The organism is Streptomyces sp. NPDC056160 (assembly GCF_042268205.1).
Lineage (GTDB): Bacteria > Actinomycetota > Actinomycetes > Streptomycetales > Streptomycetaceae > Streptomyces.
On the sequence record NZ_JBHJUW010000171.1, the window covers coordinates 1 to 16,023 of the forward strand.

The window sequence follows — 16,023 nt, forward strand, 5'->3', positions numbered from 1 at the left end:
CCGTTACGACGGCGCAAGGGCGGCCCCCCGATATCGGGGGGCCGCCCTTGCGCGTGTCCGTACGCCGGTGCGGTGGTGCCTCACGCACCGCGCCGCGGGGCGGGCGGCAGCGCCGCCGGGACGTGCTGCATCCCGGTGCCGCTCTCCTGCCGCCCCAGCGTCCCGACGCGCTGCCACTGCGTCTGCTGCTGGCCGGTGCCGTGCCGGGTGCTGTAGGCCCCCGCGCCGTAGGCGATGTACGCGTTCGAGCCCGTGCGGTGCTGGAGGCTCCCGAACGCGACGAAGCCCAGGTCCTCCTCGCCGCTCCGGTCGCCCGGCAGCGTCCGGTAGGACTTGACGTACTCGGCGTAGAGCGCGTCGTAGATCGGCGTGGCCGAGGGGCCCATAGGATCCTGGGCCGCCCGCGCGGACCGGATCGGCTGGTAGGACTGGCGGCGAGGAACGTCATATGCGTGCACGTATGTCCAAACGACCCCGAACCGGAAGAGATGCGGCTCAGGTCCCGGCGAGCGGCAGCGTCGCCGCGACCAGCCTGCCCTGCGCCGCCGCCTTGTCCAGGGCGTTGCGCAGCAGGTCCTCGCGGGGCTGGCGGCCGATGGACCCGACCGGCGCAGCGAACATCAGCACCTGCTGGTGCTTGTTGGCCGCGGCCCGCCAGCCCTCGGTGACCTGGAGCGGCTGGTGCGCCTGCCACCAGGCCGCCGGCCCGCCGCCCTCGGCGCCCGGCTGGAGGACGGCGTGCAGCTGCCCCATGGCGAGCAGCACCGACCACCCGTGCAGCACCGGCGGCACGGAGTCGAGGTCGGTCATGGGCGCGTAGCCCTGCTCGGTGAGCAGCGTCAGGAAGTCGTCGCCGGGACCGGTCGTGCCCGGGCGCACGATGGGCGCGGTGGGCTCGACGACCAGCGCCGGGTGCAGCTCCCCGGCGACCAGTACGAGGCCGCTGGTCACGCCGAGCACGGCCTGCTCCTGCGCCGCCTGCCGGGGGGCGGCCTGCTCCGGTGCGGTCTGCTGCTGCGTGCCCTGCGCGGGCACCCCGGCGGCGGCCTGGCCGCCCGTGTCCGCGTTGATGGAGCGGACCGCGCCCCGCAGCTGCTCCTCGGTGACCTGGACGACCTGGGAGGGCAGGCAGGTGGAGTGGGCGAAGGCGAGGACGGCGGTCTCGTCGCCGACGAACAGAACGGTGCTGGTGCGCTCCTGCGCGGAGTCGCCGGGGGTACGGCAGGACGTGCAGTCGTAACTGCCCGGGGCGTTCTCTCCGGCGAGCAGCCGGTCGGCTTCTTCGTCGCCGATCTCGGCGCGTACGGCGTCGCTGACGTCGAGCATGCGCGGCACGGGTGGCTCCTCGGGATGCGGTGCGTGGCGGGGCCGGGTGGCTCCCGGCCCATGAACCGGGAGGGCCCCCGGCTCATGAAGAAGACAACGGACGATCCGCGGGGGAGTCACGCCCTGCGGGACACGGAATCGAACCTCTCCCCGTGCGCGATCACTTGGCGTCAATGGGCTGTCACGCACTGTCAACTGCTCGGCGTGCGGTGGATCTTGGGGAGGGGGCCGGACGGCGGTCCCGGGCGCCTCGCGCGCGGGCCGGGCGGGACCGGGGGCTGTCCAGGAGCAGTGCATTTCCTGTGCGGATCCGGTTCTCCGAGCGGTGGCGAATGACGGTGGAATGTCCGGCCGAACGCGTGGCGGCACCGGCCCCGCGTTTCTCGCGGTGCTTTCCTCCGGGTATTTCCCCGGCGTCTTCGTGACGTACGGGAATTGCGTTCGATTGCCCGTGGAAGGGGGGCGGAACCGCTCGCGCGGGTGACGGAGTTCGAGGAGTCCGACCGTGGTGATCTTGTGATGTAAACGTGACAGGAGGGACAGCGGGGGAGCGTATGAGCTGCCGTGACTACAGAACGCATATGTGATCAGTGGGGCCCTGACGGACTTCCCCGCCCGGGGTTCGCCGCCTAGCGTGGAGCCATGGCACCGATCCCCACTCCGCCCGCGGAGCCCCAGGACAGTCCGGAACGGTACGTCGGCCTGGAGGCCGCTCAGGCCGAGCGGTTCGCGCGTGAGCGGGGCTGGTCGACGGTGCGCTCGCTGCCGCCGGGCGCGATCATCACCATGGAGTACCGGGTCGGACGACTCAACTTCGAGGTCAGGGACGGGCGGGTGGCCCGCGCCTGGAAGGGCTGAGAGCGCCTCATGCGTCCCGGCGCGGCGTGCTCAGGAGCGGGCCGCGGGCGCCGGGGTGGTGTCGCGCGGGGCCCGGTCGGGGTGCTGCGGCCTGCGGTTGCCTGCCGGGGGGACCGGGGCGCGTTCGCCGCGGGGTGCGTGCGGGCCGGGGACGAGGTGGGCGGGCGTGCGGGCCGAGCGGCCGGCCGCCGCCCCGCGGGTCGCCGGGGCCTCCTGCGGTGCGGGCGTGCGCGGCTTGTGCACCACGGGCGCGCCGACGGGCAGGGCCGGGGCGGGCACCGGGAGGGGGAGGCCGCGGCGGGCGCGCCAGCGGTCGCGCAGGTCGAAGATCGCGCTCTCGGTCCGGGCGATCAGCGGCTCGCACCACGGCAGTGCGAGCAGGATCAGCAGGCCCGCGGCCCAGCCGAGGACCACGTCGCTGAGCCAGTGCGTCCCCAGGTAGACGGTGGTGAGGCCGACCCCGAGCGAGGTGACCGCCGACAGCGCCGACAGCCAGCGGCGCGCGGTCGGGGTAGAGGCCAGGTAGGCCAGGATGCCCCAGGTCACCACGGCGTTGGCGGTGTGGCCGCTGGGAAATATATCGCCGCCGAGACCCATCTCGTTGGAGCCGATGACGGTCGCGTAGTGCGGTCCGAGCCGCCCCATGCCGTATTTCGCGGCGCCTACCGTGATGTTCAGCAGCAGCAGCGAGGCGCCGAGGGTGAGCAGCGGGCGCAGCGTGTGCTGCCGCCAGGAGCGCCAGCCCAGCCAGGAGGCGACCATCACTGCGGTGGGGCCGCGCTGGCCGAGGACCACGTAGTAGTCGAGGAACGCGTGGATCTGCGGCCACTGCTGGTACGGCCGGAAGAACATGACCTGCCAGTCCAGCCGGACCAGCCAGGAGGTGGTCACCACGGCCCAGACGATCGCCAGGTAGAAGGCCAGGGTCGCCGAGAACAGCACGACCCGGTGCCTGCTCATTCTCGGCATGTCGATGTGCGCCGGCCGCTGTGGCTCACGGTCCAGCCTGGCGAACACCCGGTCCAGGCGGGTGAGGGTTCCTTCGGTACGCACCTAATCGACGTTACAGCGAGTGAGCGCAGTTCCCTGACGAATCTCGTGGTTTGTGATGACGATGTGATGTGGGAAAGCTCTCAACCGGGCCTGATTTCCCTGGATTTCACCAATGGGAGCGCTCACCGGCATGCATTTCCTTTGATCATTCCGGAAGCTCTTATCGTGTCTTTATGAATGCGTTGACGGAACGCTCCGGTGGAATTCACCGTTCGTACACGGCACGTCACGGCGGTCCTGAGCCGTTCAGCCAGAACGCCCCGTAGACGGCGGAGGCCAGCGCGATCCCGCCCGTCACCCAGGCCGCCCGGGAGGCACGTAGCCGGGCGAGCGCCAGGGCGAGCGGCAGCAGCAGCGGGAAGGCGGGCAGCAGCAGGCGCGGCTTGGAGCCGAAGTAGCTCGACGCGCACAGGGCGAGCGCGGTGACGACCCCCGAGTACACCAGCAGCGCGGGCGGCTGCCCCTGCCGTACGCCGGTGACGTAGAGCCGGATCACCAGGGCCACCCCGATGACCAGCCCCAGCCCGGCCAGGGCCGAGGGGAACGAGGTGAACTTGTCGCCGACGAAGCGCGCGAAGGCGTACCCGCCGTCGAAGCCGTTGCGCCAGCCCGCCTGGACGTCGAGGTAGCCGAAGGGGCCGCCGCCGGTGCGGTGGCCGACCCACAGGACGTAGCCGGCGGCGCCGAGCGGGGCGAGCAGCATGCCGAGCAGGCGGCGGCAGGGACCGGCGGCGGGCAGGGCGGTGGGGGTTGCCGCGCGGCGCTCGCGGACGAGAGAGGCGACGGCCGCCGTCCACACGGCGGCGGCCACGGCGAGCCCGACCGGCCGGGTCAGCCCGGCCAGCAGCGCCAGCGCCCCCGCACCGACCCAGCGGCCGGTCAGCACGCAGTACAGCGACCAGGCGGCGAGCGCCGTGAACAGTGACTCGCTGTACGCCATCGACTGCACGATCCCGACCGGCAGCACCGCCCACAACAGCACCGCGCAGGTCCCCGCGCGGCGGCCGTACACGTGGTCGGTCACCGCGAAGATCCCCCAGGCCGCCGCGAGTGAGGCGAGCAGGCTGACGGCGAACCCGGCGTCGGCGTACGACAGCGGGCCCACCGCGGCCCCCAGCCGCTCCAGCCAGGGCAGCAGCGGGAAGAAGGCCAGGTCCGCGTGGACGTCCCCGTTCGGCAGGCGCACCTCGTAGCCGTAGCCGCCCCCGGCGACCCTGGCGTACCAGAGGGAGTCCCAGCGGGCGGTCAGCAGGGTGTACGCGCTCTTGCCGCGCGCGGCGCTCCAGACGGCCAGGAGCACCAGGCCCAGGGCGCGCACGGCGGCGTACCCGCACAGGGCCGGGGCGGCCCGGCGCCAGGCTGTCCGGCGGGCTGCCACCACGCGCGTCGCAAGATCGGTCACGGGCTCGATTATCGACTGTGCGGCGGACCGGCCGGACCGGTGGGGCGGTCCGGCCGGACGGGGGAGTGGTGTACGCCACACGGGTTCCGTCCGGAGTGTGAGAGATGGGCCACGCTCCCGGGCGGGGGACTCGCGTAGGCTGCCGTGTCACTCGCACTTCGCTGCGCGGGCCGGGGACCACCGCTCCTTCCCGGCCCAGGCCCCCTCGCGGAACGTCCCCACTCCGCGGGCCCGCCGAGGCGAGGGTTCATCTGGGAGGTACGTACATGTCCGGCATGTCCGGTACGACCGCGGCGGCCCTCGGGCAGCGCCGCCGGGCGGCCGGGGACGGTGCGGGCCGCTGGGTCGTCCTGGTCGTGCTCTGCGTCAGCCTGCTGCTGGTCGCGGTGGACGCCACCGTCCTGCACGTCGCGGTGCCCGCCGTCACCGAGGACCTCAGGCCCGGGGCCATCGAACTGCTCTGGATCGTCGACGTCTATCCCCTCGTCTGCGCCTCGCTGCTGATCCTCTTCGGCACGCTGGGCGACCGCGTGGGCCGCAGACGGATCCTGCTGCTCGGCTACGCCCTCTTCGGCGTCGCCTCCGCCGTCGCGGCCTTCGCCCACCACCCCCAGACCCTGATCCTCGCCCGCGCGCTGCTCGGCGTCGGCGGCGCGATGATCATGCCGGCCACGCTGTCGATCCTGCGGCAGGTCTTCCCCGACCGGCGCGAGCGCGCGCTGGCCATCGGTGTCTGGAGCGCGGTCGCGGCGGTGGGCGCCGCGGTCGGGCCGCTGCTGGGCGGCTTCCTCCTCGAACACTTCTGGTGGGGGTCGGTCTTCCTCGTCAACATCCCGCTGATGCTGGTCAGCCTTCCGGTGGGGCGGCTGCTGCTGCCCGAGTCGACGGGCGGGCGCGAAGGGCCCTGGGACGTGATCGGGGCGCTGCTCGCGGCGGCGGGCCTGTTCGGCACCGTGCTCGGCGTGAAGCGGCTCGGCGGCGGTGAAGCGCCGCTCAGCGTGTTGACGCTGGGACCGCTGGTGCTGGGCGTGGTTCTCCTGGTGACCTTCGTACGGCGGCAGCGGCGCCGGACGCATCCGCTGGTGGACCTCGGGATGTTCGCGCGGCCCGCCTTCAGCACGGCCGTGGGCTGCATCGTGCTGGCGATGCTGGCACTGGTCGGCCTGGAGCTGATCGCGGCCCAGTACCTGCAACTGGTGCTCGGGCTGTCGCCGCTGAGCACCGGACTGCGGCTGCTGCCGCTGACCTTCGCCGCGATGGCGGCCGGACTCGTGGGCGCACGCGTCCTGCGGCGGTTCGGGCCGCGGCGCATGGTGTGCACGGGCTTCTGCGTGACGGCGGTGGCCGTGGTGCTGCTGACCGCGATGGGCGGCAAGGACGAGGCCGGGCTGCTGCTGTGCGGGTTCGTGCTGCTCGGTCTGGGCCTGGAGACGACGCTCTTCGGCGCGTACGAGTCGATGCTGAGCGAGGCGCCGGCGGACCGGGCGGGCGGGGCCGCGGCGATCGGCGAGACCTCTTACCAACTGGGGGCCGGTATCGGCATCGCCCTGCTCGGGACCGTGATGAACGCGGCGTACGCGCCCGGCGTCGCCCGGGTGCCCGGCGTTCCGGCGGGGGCCTCGCGGCGGGCGTCGCACTCGCTGGGGGAGGCCTACGAGGTCGCCGGCCGCCTCGGCGGCCCGGCCGGGGCGGCCCTGCGGCGGGCGGCCCGGGACTCCTTCGTGCACGGGCTGCACGTGACGCTGCTGGTGAGCGCGGGACTGCTGCTGCTGGGCGCGGCGGCGGCGCTGCGGCTGCCACGCGTGATGCAGTGCGACGAGGCGGCGGTGGAGCTGCCCGCGCAGCGCGAGGTCGAGCGGTCCCGCGTCTCCGCGTGACGCTGGACGCGGACCCCGGCGCGTCGTAACGTCGGGCCGGAGCCGTGTAACTAGCGCTGCTAGTTTAACTAGTCGGAGGTGCCCATGCCGGCGTCGTCACCGAAACCGCCACTGCCCCCGTTCGACCCCGCCGACCCCCTCGGGATCGACGACCTGCTGGACCCCGAGGACCTCGCCGTCCGCGCCACCGTGCGCGACTGGGCCGCCGACCGCGTGCTGCCGCACATCGCCGAGTGGTACGAGAGCGGCGAACTGCCCGCCGTGCGGGAAATCGCACGCGAGCTGGGCGGCCTCGGCGCGCTCGGCATGTCCCTGACCGGCTACGGGTGCGCCGGCGCCACCGCCGTCCAGTACGGCCTCGCCTGCCTGGAACTGGAGGCGGCGGACTCGGGCATCCGCTCCCTCGTCAGCGTGCAGGGCTCCCTCGCCATGTACGCGATCCACCGCTTCGGCAGCGAGGAGCAGAAGCAGCAGTGGCTGCCCCGCATGGCGGCGGGCGAGGCGATCGGCTGCTTCGGGCTCACCGAACCCGACCACGGCTCCGACCCCGCCTCGATGCGCACCCACGCCAAGCGCGACGGCGGGGACTGGGTGCTGAACGGGCGCAAGATGTGGATCACCAACGGGTCCGTCGCCGCCGTCGCCGTGGTCTGGGCGCAGACCGATGACGGCATCCGCGGCTTCGTCGTCCCCACCGACGCCCCGGGCTTCTCCGCCCCCGAGATCAAGCACAAGTGGTCGCTGCGGGCCTCCGTCACCAGCGAACTCGTCCTCGACGACGTACGGCTGCCCGCCGACGCCGTACTCCCGGAGGTCACCGGGCTGCGCGGCCCGCTCAGCTGTCTGTCCCACGCCCGCTACGGCATCGTCTGGGGCGCCATGGGCGCGGCCCGCTCCTGCTTCGCGGCGGCCGTGGACTACGCGCGCTCGCGCGAGCAGTTCGGCAGGCCCATCGGCGGCTTCCAGCTCACCCAGGCCAAGCTCGCCGACATGGCGGTCGAACTGCACAAGGGGATCCTGCTCGCCCACCACCTGGGGCGGCGCATGGACGCCGGCCGCCTGCGCCCCGAGCAGGTCAGCTTCGGCAAGCTCAACAACGTGCGGGAGGCGATCGAGATCTGCCGCACGGCGCGCACGATCCTCGGCGCCAACGGGATCTCCCTCGAATACCCCGTGATGCGGCACGCGACCAACCTCGAATCGGTGCTCACCTACGAGGGCACCGTCGAGATGCACCAGCTCGTGCTGGGCAAGGCGCTCACCGGGATCGACGCCTTCCGGTGAGCCGGAGGGCCCTGGTACGAGGCCCGGGCGGGGGCAGGACCGGCGTGCGGCCCTGCCTCAGCTCTGGTTGAAGAAGCCGTCCGACCGGTGCGCCCCCGGGTCCCCGCTGACGATCTCCGTGTCGGCGGGGGAGAGCAGGAACACCCGCGTGGACACCCGGTCGATGGAACCGCGCAGACCGAAGACGAGCCCGGCCGCGAAGTCGACCACACGCTTGGCGTCACCCGCCTCCATCGCCGTGAGGTTGACGATGACGGGCACGCCCTCACGGAACAGCTCGCCGATGGCGCGGGCGTCCCGGAAGCTGTCCGGCGTCACCGTGCCGATCCGGCGGCCCTTGTCCTCGGCCGTGTCCGCGGCGACCTTCACCCGCGGGTCGGTGACCCAGGCGTCCCCGGACTCGGTTCCCTCGGAGTAGTCGTCGTCGTAGTAGCGCTCGTCTTCGTTGTCGTCGACGAGGCCGAGCCACGCACTCGCCTTGCGTACCGATCCCATGGACGCCTCCTCTCACAGCGGTCTTTCTGCTTCTCGCATCCCTATGGTCATCCATGATGCTGACAGCGCGCCAAGTGGATAGACGCCGCACGGGGGGTTTGTGACGGTACTGGTGCACAGCGGATCCGTCGAGGGCCTTGTGCCCCAAGGGTCATGCCCTACACCGATGCTGACCGTGAGTGAAATATGATGGTCGACGGCACTCGGGTGAGCGGTGATGCGTACGGGTGAACAGGGGCGGTCGGTACGATGCGGCAGCTCAACGTCGCAGACACCACGGGGGATCGTCGTGTTCGGAATCGTCAGACCCTGCAGTCACCGGCTCGGTGAGCACCTCAAGGCCCAGTGGATGGCCCACTTGTGCGGCCTGTGCCTGGCCCTGCGCGGCGATCACGGTCAGTTCGCCCGGGTCGTGACGAACTACGACGGGCTGCTCATATCGGTCCTGACGGAGGCTCAGGCCGGGCCGGGCCACCAGGCCGTGGACGCCGGCAAGGGCGGCAGGGCGAGGGCGTGGCGGCGTACCGCCGGACCGTGCCCGCTGCGCGGGATGCGCACCGCCTCCGTCGCGCAGGGAGAGGGCGCACGGCTCGCGGCGGCCGTCTCGCTGGTGCTCGCCTCGGCCAAGGTGCGCGATCACGTCGCCGACGGTGACGGACTGCTGGCCCGCAGGCCGGTGGCGCTCGCCGCGCGCAAGGTCGCCGGCAGCTGGGGGCGCGCGGGCGCCCGCACCGGTGCCGACGTCGGCTTCGACACCGCCGTCCTCGTCGACGCGGTGGACCGGCAGGTCGGCATCGAGTCGCTGGCCGGACCCGGGACACCGGTCCTGACCGTCACCGAACCGACCGAGACCGCGACCGCCGCGGCCTTCGCGCACACCGCGGTGCTCGCCGGTCGGCCGGGCAACGCCGAACCCCTCGCCGAGGCGGGCCGCCTCTTCGGACGGCTCGCCCACCTCCTGGACGCCGTGGAGGACCGTGAGGCCGACGCCGCGTCGGGCGCCTGGAACCCGCTGACCGCGACCGGCACCCCGCTCACCGAGGCCCGCCGGCTCGCCGACGACGCGGTGCACGGCATCCGGCTCGCCCTGCGCGAGGCCGAGTTCGCCAACGGACGGCTCGCGCACCTGCTGCTCGTCCACGAACTCCCGCGGTCCGTGGACCGCGCCTTCGGCACCGGGTCCTGCGGCCACGCGCCGGACGGGGCTTTCGGTCCGCCGCAGGGGCCGTACGCCCCGCAGCAGCCGCAGGCCCCGCACGACCCGGGCCACCCGCACCCCGGCGGCGGCAGCCCTTTCGGCGGCGAACCGCCGCGCCCCGGCAAGCGGGGCTTCTTCACCGGGTGCGCGGTCGCCGTCGGCCTGTGCTGCACCTGCCGACTGTGCTGCGCCGCCGAGTTCGAGAGCCCGTGGTCGCGGCAGCGGCGCGAGGGCTGGTGCCGCGACTGCGACTGCTCCGGGTGCGACGGCTGCGGTGACTGTTGCGACTGCTGCGGGAACTGCTGCAGTTGCGACGGCTGCGACTGCGGCTGCGACTGCTAGGACGCCGGTGGCGGCGGCCTCCGTGACGGCCGCTGCCGGTGCGTCAGGACTTCAGTTCCGGTGGTGAGATCCGGGACGTCCTGATGGCGGACGCCGTCGTGCCCCACTTGTCGAGGATCTTCGCGTACGTCCCGTCGGAGATCAGCCGGTTGACCGCTGCCTGGAAGGCCGGCGCCAGCTTCGTGCCCTTCTTGAAGGCGAAGCCGACGTCGAGGCGGTGGAACTCGTCGAGGAACTTCAGGCCCGGCTGCTGGGCGACCGCGTACCGCAGGCCGTTGATCGTGGACATCACCACGTCGCTGCGGCCCTGCTGCAAGGAGGACCACAGCGCGCCGGACTCGCTGTAGGTCTGCACCTTGTACGCCTTCTTGCCCGCGTCCGCGCACCGGTGCGCGTTCTGCTCCAGGGTGGCCTCGAAGGTGGTCCCCGCGCCGGTGGCGACGTTCAGTCCGCACAGCTGGACGAGGTCGGTGACCTTCCCCAGCCCGCTGTCCTCGCGGGTGGCGAAGCCCTGGCCGTCGTTGATGTAGGTGACGAAGTCGATGGTCCGGCGCCGTTCCTCGGTCACGCCGAAGTTGCCCGCACCGAGGTCGTACTTGCCGCTGTCGAGGGCGGGCAGGATCGCCTCGAACCCGGCCTGCTGCGTCTTCAGCCGGATACCGAGGACCCGGGCGACCGCGTTCGCGAAGTCGACGTCCTGGCCGGCGAGCGTCTTGCCGTCGCCCAGGTAGGACGTGCCGGGCGGGGTGCCGCCGACGGCGTACGCGATGGTCAGGCTCCGTACACCGGACGGCAGCAGGCGGGCGGCGGCCGCATCCTCGCGGACCCCGGAGACGACGTCCGCGGTCGGGATCTCGGCGGCGGCCCCGGCTGCGCCCGCGACGGAGCCCCCGGATCCGGCGCCGCCCGTGCCGGAGCCGCACGCGGTGAGCAGCAGGGCCGCGGAACTGATCAGGGCAAAGGGGACGAAATGCCGTTTACGGGCGCGCGAGGGCGTACGCATGGTGTGCGGTCTCCTGGAAGGAAAAGGGTGTCAGGCGGCGCGAGGGGAGGGGTGCGCGTGTGAAGGCGAGGAGAAGGACGCGGAAGGCGCGAAAGGAGTGGGAGGCGCGGAAGGCGCGGGCGAGGAAGCGGAGAGAAGGCGAAGGAAGGTGAAGGAAGGCGAGAACACCGAAGGCGCCCGGGGACGCCGGGGCGCGCAGGGGGTCGGCTCAGCTCAACAAGAACAGGACCACACTCGACCGAAGTCGATGTGGGAGCGCGTGACCAGCCACTGCTGCGGATGCATGGGCCAAGTGGAACAGGCATCCGGATTCCCGTCAACCACGTTGAGACGTCCGGCTCACATGCTGGACGCCCTTGACAACGGAGGGAAACCCGCCCGTACTCTCATGGGAACGGCCCTGCTGAGGGGCTCGGCCGCCCAGCGCCCCCGGCGCTCCCGTGTGAAGGCACCACCCGTGTTCGACCTACGTCACGGAGTCTTCGCATGTCTTCCCACACCCTCGCCCAGGCCCCCGCCGCTCCCGGCAGCCCCGGCACCCCCGAACCGGCCGACGTCCTGCGCATCGTGCCGCGCCGCCGGCCCGGCCAGTGGGCCGCCGCCGTCGTCGTCCTCGCCCTGCTCGGCCTCGCGCTGACCTCGGTCGTGCGCAACAAGGCGTTCCAATGGGGCGTCGTCGCCGACTACTTCACCTCCGACTCGGTCCTGCGCGGACTCTGGCTCACCCTGTGGCTGACCGCCGTCGTCATGGCGCTCGGCTTCGCCCTCGGCACCCTGCTCGCCGTCTTCCGGCTCTCCGCCAACCCGGTGCTGCGCGCCGTGAGCCGCGGCTACGTCTGGCTGTTCCGCTCGATACCGATCCTCGTGCAGCTGCTGCTCTGGTTCAACATCGGAGCGCTGTACCCGCACATCCTCGGCGTGAAGACGGTCGACCTCCTCGGACCGGTCACCGTCGCGATCGTCGGCCTCACCCTGCACGAGGCCGCGTACGCCGCCGAGGTGGTGCGCGGCGGCATCCTCTCCGTCGACCGCGGTCAGATCGAGGCCGCCCAGGCGCTCGGCCTGAGCCAGTGGCGGCGCTGGCGGCGGATCGTCCTCCCGCAGGCAATGCGCTCCATCGTGCCCCCGGCCGGCAACATGCTGATCGGCACCCTCAAGGGCACCTCCATCGTCAGCGTCATCGCCGTCCAGGACCTGCTGTACTCCGCCCAGCTGATCTACCACCAGACGTACCAGGTCATCCCGCTGCTGATGGTCGCCACCCTCTGGTACACCGCCGTCACCTCGGTGCTGAGCGTCGGCCAGCACTACGTGGAGAAGCACTACGCGCGCGGCACGGAGCGCACCCGATGAGGTCCTCGCTCGTCGTCGTCGGGGCCGGCCCGCGGGGGACCGGCCTGCTCGAACGCATCGCCGCCAACGCCCTTGAGCTGTACGCCGGTGACGGCCTCGACATCCACCTCGTCGACCCCTGGCCGCCCGGCCCCGGCCGCATCTGGCGCGCCGCGCAGTCACCGCTGCTGTGGATGAACTCGCACGCCGAGGACGTCACCATGTTCACCGACGACACCGTCGACATGGCGGGACCGGTGCGCGAGGGCCCCACCCTGCACCAGTGGGCGGGCCTGCCCGGCCGCACCTTCACCGACCGCCGCGTCCAGGGCTCCTACCTGCGCTGGGTGTACGACGAGGCGGTGGCCGCGCTGCCCGCGGGCGTCACCGTCCACCACCACCGGCGGCGCGCGCTCCGGGTCGGCGGGCCGCGCGAGGGCCGCCAGCAGGTGTGGCTGGAGGGCCGCCCGCGCCCCCTGCTCGCCGACCTGGTGGTGCTCGCCCTCGGCCACCTGGACGCCGAACCCGACGACGAACAGGCCCGGCTGGCCGCCTACGCCCGCGACCACGGCCTGGTCCACCTGCCGCCGGACTTCACCGCCGACAGCGACCTGTCCGCCCTGCGAGCGGGCGACCCGGTCGTCGTGCGCGGCTTCGGTCTCGCCTTCGTCGACCTGATGGTGCTGCTCACCGAGGGCCGCGGCGGTCGCCACGAGCAGGACACCTACGTGCCGTCGGGGCGGGAGCCCGTGCTGTACGTCGGTTCGCGGCGCGGGGTCCCGTACCACTCGAAGATCGGCTACGACCTCACCGGCGAACGCCCGCCGCTGCCCCGGTTCCTCGGTGCGGACGCGATCGGCGCGTTGCCGGCCACGGGCGGTCCGGACGGTGTGGACGGGGCCGGCTTCCGTGGATGGGGGAGCGTCCCACCCGGGAGCGGCGGCGGAGAAGGCGGCGGGGGAGGCGGCGGCCTGTGGCCGCTGGTCGAGAAGGAACTCGGATTCGCCCACTACCACCGGCTGTTCACCGCCCACCCCGAGCGCACCGCCATGGTCTGGGCGCGCTTCGAGGAGGCGTATGCGGACGGGGGACCCGACGAGCGCCGGGACCTGGTCGCCGCCGCCGTGCCCGACCCCGCCGACCGGCTCGACCTCGCCGCCCTCGACCGGCCGCTGCACGGCGTACGGTACGACACGCCCGACGACTTCCAGGCGGCGCTGCGCGGCCGCATCGAGGCCGACCTGCGCCGGCGGCACGACCCCGCCCACAGTGCCGACCTCGGTCTCTTCCTCGGACTGCTCTCCGTCTACGGCCAGTTGACCCGGCTCGGCGACATCGGGCCCTGGTGGCACGGCTTCTTCAGCTCCCTCGCCTCCGGACCACCAGGGCCCCGGCTGCGGCAGATGCTCGCCCTGTCCCGCGCGGGCGTCCTCAGGTTCGTCGGCGCCGACATGCGCGTCACCGCCGAGGACGGTGTGTTCCGGGCGTCGAGCGAGACCGTGCCCGGCGCCGTGGTCGAGGCACGGGCGCTGGTCGAGGCGCGGCTGCCCGAGCCCACCGTGCGGCGCACCCGCGACCCGCTGCTGCGCGCCCTGTACGCCGAGGGGGCCGCCGAGACCCCGGACGGCCTGCTCCGGGTCGACCGCGCCGACGGCCGGATCCTGGACCGGGCCGGCCGCCCGCACCCCCGGCGCTTCGCGCTCGGCCCGTTCACCGACGGCCGTACGCCCGGCGCCTTCACCCGGCCGCGCACGGGCGGCCCCGCGTTCCGGCAGAACGACGCCACCGCCCGCGCGGTTCTGACCTTCCTGCGCGCGCCGGGCCCCCGGCCGGGTCCCGCGGCGGTGCCCGGGGCGGGTTCCGCAGCGGCTCCCGCGTCGGCCCCGCACGTCGTCGGGTGAGTCCGGCCGTCGGCCACCGCCCCCCGAGCATCCTCTTCCCGTCCGTCCCCCCGGCATCGAAGGAACCCCACGATGAGCGTCATGGTCGACATCAGGTCCGTCCACAAGAGCTTCGGTTCGCTGGAGGTCCTCAAAGGCATCGACCTCGAAGTGAACACCGGTCAGGTCACCGTGGTCCTCGGCCCCTCCGGCTCGGGCAAGTCGACGCTGCTGCGCACCATCAACCACCTGGAGAAGGTGGACCGGGGCGCGATCAGCGTGGACGGCGCCCTCGTCGGCTACCGCCGCTCGGGCGACCGGCTGCACGAGCTGCCCGAGCGTGAAGTCCTCAGACAGCGCACCCGGATCGGCTTCGTCTTCCAGAACTTCCACCTCTTCCCGCACCTGACCGTCCTGGAGAACATCGTCGAGGCGCCCGTCGCCGCGCTGAAGCGCCCCCGCGCCAAGGCCCTGGAGTCGGCGCGGCTGCTGCTGGAGCGGGTGGGGCTCGCCGACAAGGCCGACGACTACCCCGCCCGGCTCTCCGGCGGCCAGCAGCAGCGTGTCGCGATCGCCCGCGCGCTGGCCCTGGAGCCCCGGCTGCTGCTCTTCGACGAGCCGACCTCCGCGCTCGACCCGGAACTGGTCGGCGAAGTCCTCGACGTCATCAAGGACCTGGCCCGGCAGGGCACGACCATGATCGTCGTCACTCACGAGATCGGCTTCGCGCGGGAGGTCGCCGACACGGTGGTGTTCATGGACGCCGGGCGGATCGTCGAGCAGGGGCCGCCCGGTGAGGTGCTCGACCGGCCGCGGCACGAACGGACCCGGGCGTTCCTCTCCAAGGTCCTGTGACCCGCGCACCGTCGGCACGGCGCCCCCTCCCCGGCCCGTCACCGATCTCGCCCCGTCCGGACCGTCACCCACCTCGCCCCGCCCGGACCGTCACAGAAGGGAACCCCCGAGATGACCGCTCCGCCCGGCCGGAGGCTGCTGCACCTGGCCGCCGCACTGGACCGGCCGTCGGCGTACGACGCCGCGTCCTACGTGGAGTCGGCGCGGCTCGCCGAGAGCGGGGGCCTCGACTTCGTGACGCTGGACGACGGCCCCGCGCGCCCCGGCCCGGCCGCGCTCGCGGTCCTGTCCCAGGTGGCACCCGCCACGCACCGCGTCGGACTGGTCCCCACCGTCCCGGCCGCGCACACCGAACCGGGCGCCGTCCGGGCGGCCGTGGCGGCCCTCGACCGGGTCAGCCACGGACGGGCCGGGTGGCGGCTCGGGGCGCCGGCCGGCCCGGCCGCCGCCGAGGCGGCGCGACCGCGGGGCGGCACGGAGCCGGACGGCACGGAGGGGGCCGGTACGGAGGGGGCCGGTAGGGAGGGGGCCGGTGCTGGGCGGGACGGTGTCGGACGGGGTGCCCCGGTCGCGCCGTGGTCCCCGCAAGGGCCCCTCGTCCGCGTGGCCGACGCCACCGGCGGCCACGCGTGCGGTACGGCGGCACGCCACGCGGACGTGGTGCTGGTGAGCGCGACGCATCCGGTACAGGCGGCGGCCGTTCGGGACCGGCTCCGTGACGAGGCCGCCCGGTCCGGCCGTGACCCCGGTGCCCTGCGCGTCCTGGCCGACCTCGCCATCGACCTGCGCGACGGCGAGTACGCGGCGGAAAGGGGATGGGAATTCCCCCGCTCCGAGCACGGCCGGGAACCCGGCGGCGGGGGAGGCCTGCGCCGGACCGCGCGGGGCCCGCTGTACCGGGGCGGCCCCGTCGATCTCGCCGAACTGATCGCCGCCTGGCACCGCGAGGGCGCCGTCGACGGCTTCCACCTCGTGCCCTCCGACCCGCGCCGGGACCTGGAGCGGCTGGTCAACGGCACCGTGACGCTGCTTCAGCACCGAGGACTGTTCCGCACGTTCTATCCAGGTGGCACCCTGCGCGAGCACCTGGGACTGGCCCGGCCCGTCGACCGCCGTAC

The 16,023-nt window shown here is 73.3% G+C and carries 14 protein-coding genes; 8 read left to right on the forward strand and 6 right to left on the reverse strand.

The window, feature by feature from the left end; all coding sequences use genetic code 11:
- Nucleotides 1-80: 80 nt before the first annotated feature.
- Nucleotides 81-458, reverse strand: a complete 378-nt coding sequence (locus tag ACFC02_RS37165) for a hypothetical protein (protein ID WP_376366714.1) — start codon at nucleotides 456-458, stop codon at nucleotides 81-83.
- A gap of 37 nt (nucleotides 459-495) precedes the next feature.
- On the reverse strand, nucleotides 496-1,335 hold the full coding sequence (locus tag ACFC02_RS37170; RefSeq protein WP_376366715.1) for a hypothetical protein: 840 nt from the start codon (nucleotides 1,333-1,335) through the stop codon (nucleotides 496-498).
- Nucleotides 1,336-1,968: 633 nt separating this feature from the next.
- On the opposite strand from ACFC02_RS37170, the gene ACFC02_RS37175 reads away from it, so the two are divergent.
- Nucleotides 1,969-2,184, forward strand: coding sequence for an I78 family peptidase inhibitor (locus tag ACFC02_RS37175; protein WP_360965948.1), 216 nt, complete (start codon nucleotides 1,969-1,971; stop codon nucleotides 2,182-2,184).
- Nucleotides 2,185-2,214: 30 nt separating this feature from the next.
- Here the strand turns inward: ACFC02_RS37175 and ACFC02_RS37180 are convergent, their stop codons facing one another.
- Both ACFC02_RS37180 and ACFC02_RS37185 read right to left on the reverse strand, forming a co-directional pair.
- The gene (locus ACFC02_RS37180; protein WP_376366716.1) at nucleotides 2,215-3,237 is read right to left on the reverse strand and encodes a phosphatase PAP2 family protein; all 1,023 of its coding nucleotides are present in this window, start codon (nucleotides 3,235-3,237) and stop codon (nucleotides 2,215-2,217) included.
- A gap of 226 nt (nucleotides 3,238-3,463) precedes the next feature.
- Nucleotides 3,464-4,639 (reverse strand): hypothetical protein, encoded by a 1,176-nt coding sequence (locus ACFC02_RS37185; RefSeq protein WP_376366717.1) that lies wholly within the window; start codon nucleotides 4,637-4,639, stop codon nucleotides 3,464-3,466.
- A 275-nt stretch (nucleotides 4,640-4,914) separates the two neighbouring features.
- Between ACFC02_RS37185 and ACFC02_RS37190 the strand changes: the two genes are divergently transcribed.
- Together ACFC02_RS37190 and ACFC02_RS37195 are read left to right on the forward strand one after the other, a co-directional pair.
- Entirely contained in the window at nucleotides 4,915-6,516 is a 1,602-nt protein-coding gene (locus tag ACFC02_RS37190) for an MFS transporter (RefSeq protein ID WP_376366718.1), read from the forward strand.
- 84 nt (nucleotides 6,517-6,600) lie between these two features.
- Entirely contained in the window at nucleotides 6,601-7,800 is a 1,200-nt protein-coding gene (locus tag ACFC02_RS37195) for an acyl-CoA dehydrogenase family protein (RefSeq protein ID WP_376366719.1), read from the forward strand.
- 57 nt (nucleotides 7,801-7,857) lie between these two features.
- On the opposite strand, the gene ACFC02_RS37200 is transcribed toward ACFC02_RS37195, so the two are convergent.
- Entirely contained in the window at nucleotides 7,858-8,295 is a 438-nt protein-coding gene (locus ACFC02_RS37200; RefSeq protein ID WP_360965934.1) for a cell division protein SepF, read from the reverse strand.
- Between the two features lie 289 nt (nucleotides 8,296-8,584).
- On the opposite strand from ACFC02_RS37200, the gene ACFC02_RS37205 reads away from it, so the two are divergent.
- A complete protein-coding gene (locus ACFC02_RS37205) occupies nucleotides 8,585-9,835 on the forward strand; it encodes a DUF5685 family protein (RefSeq protein ID WP_376366720.1) in 1,251 nt (416 codons plus the stop codon).
- 43 nt (nucleotides 9,836-9,878) lie between these two features.
- Here the strand turns inward: ACFC02_RS37205 and ACFC02_RS37210 are convergent, their stop codons facing one another.
- The gene (locus ACFC02_RS37210; protein WP_376366721.1) at nucleotides 9,879-10,838 is read right to left on the reverse strand and encodes an ABC transporter substrate-binding protein; all 960 of its coding nucleotides are present in this window, start codon (nucleotides 10,836-10,838) and stop codon (nucleotides 9,879-9,881) included.
- A gap of 486 nt (nucleotides 10,839-11,324) precedes the next feature.
- Here ACFC02_RS37210 and ACFC02_RS37215 point away from each other — a divergent pair, with 486 nt between their 5' ends.
- The 4 genes from ACFC02_RS37215 to ACFC02_RS37230 all read left to right on the forward strand — a co-directional run.
- Nucleotides 11,325-12,191, forward strand: a complete 867-nt coding sequence (locus ACFC02_RS37215) for an amino acid ABC transporter permease (protein WP_376366722.1) — start codon at nucleotides 11,325-11,327, stop codon at nucleotides 12,189-12,191.
- Nucleotides 12,188-14,071 carry an FAD/NAD(P)-binding protein gene (locus ACFC02_RS37220; protein WP_376366723.1) on the forward strand — a complete coding sequence of 628 codons (1,884 nt, stop codon included), beginning with the start codon at nucleotides 12,188-12,190 and terminating at the stop codon, nucleotides 14,069-14,071. The genes ACFC02_RS37215 and ACFC02_RS37220 overlap by 4 nt, the downstream gene beginning before the upstream one ends.
- A gap of 72 nt (nucleotides 14,072-14,143) precedes the next feature.
- Nucleotides 14,144-14,905 (forward strand): amino acid ABC transporter ATP-binding protein, encoded by a 762-nt coding sequence (locus tag ACFC02_RS37225; RefSeq protein WP_376366724.1) that lies wholly within the window; start codon nucleotides 14,144-14,146, stop codon nucleotides 14,903-14,905.
- Nucleotides 14,906-15,016: 111 nt separating this feature from the next.
- Nucleotides 15,017-16,023 (forward strand): LLM class flavin-dependent oxidoreductase (locus ACFC02_RS37230; protein ID WP_376366725.1); only part of this gene is annotated, 1,007 nt, incomplete at its 3' end.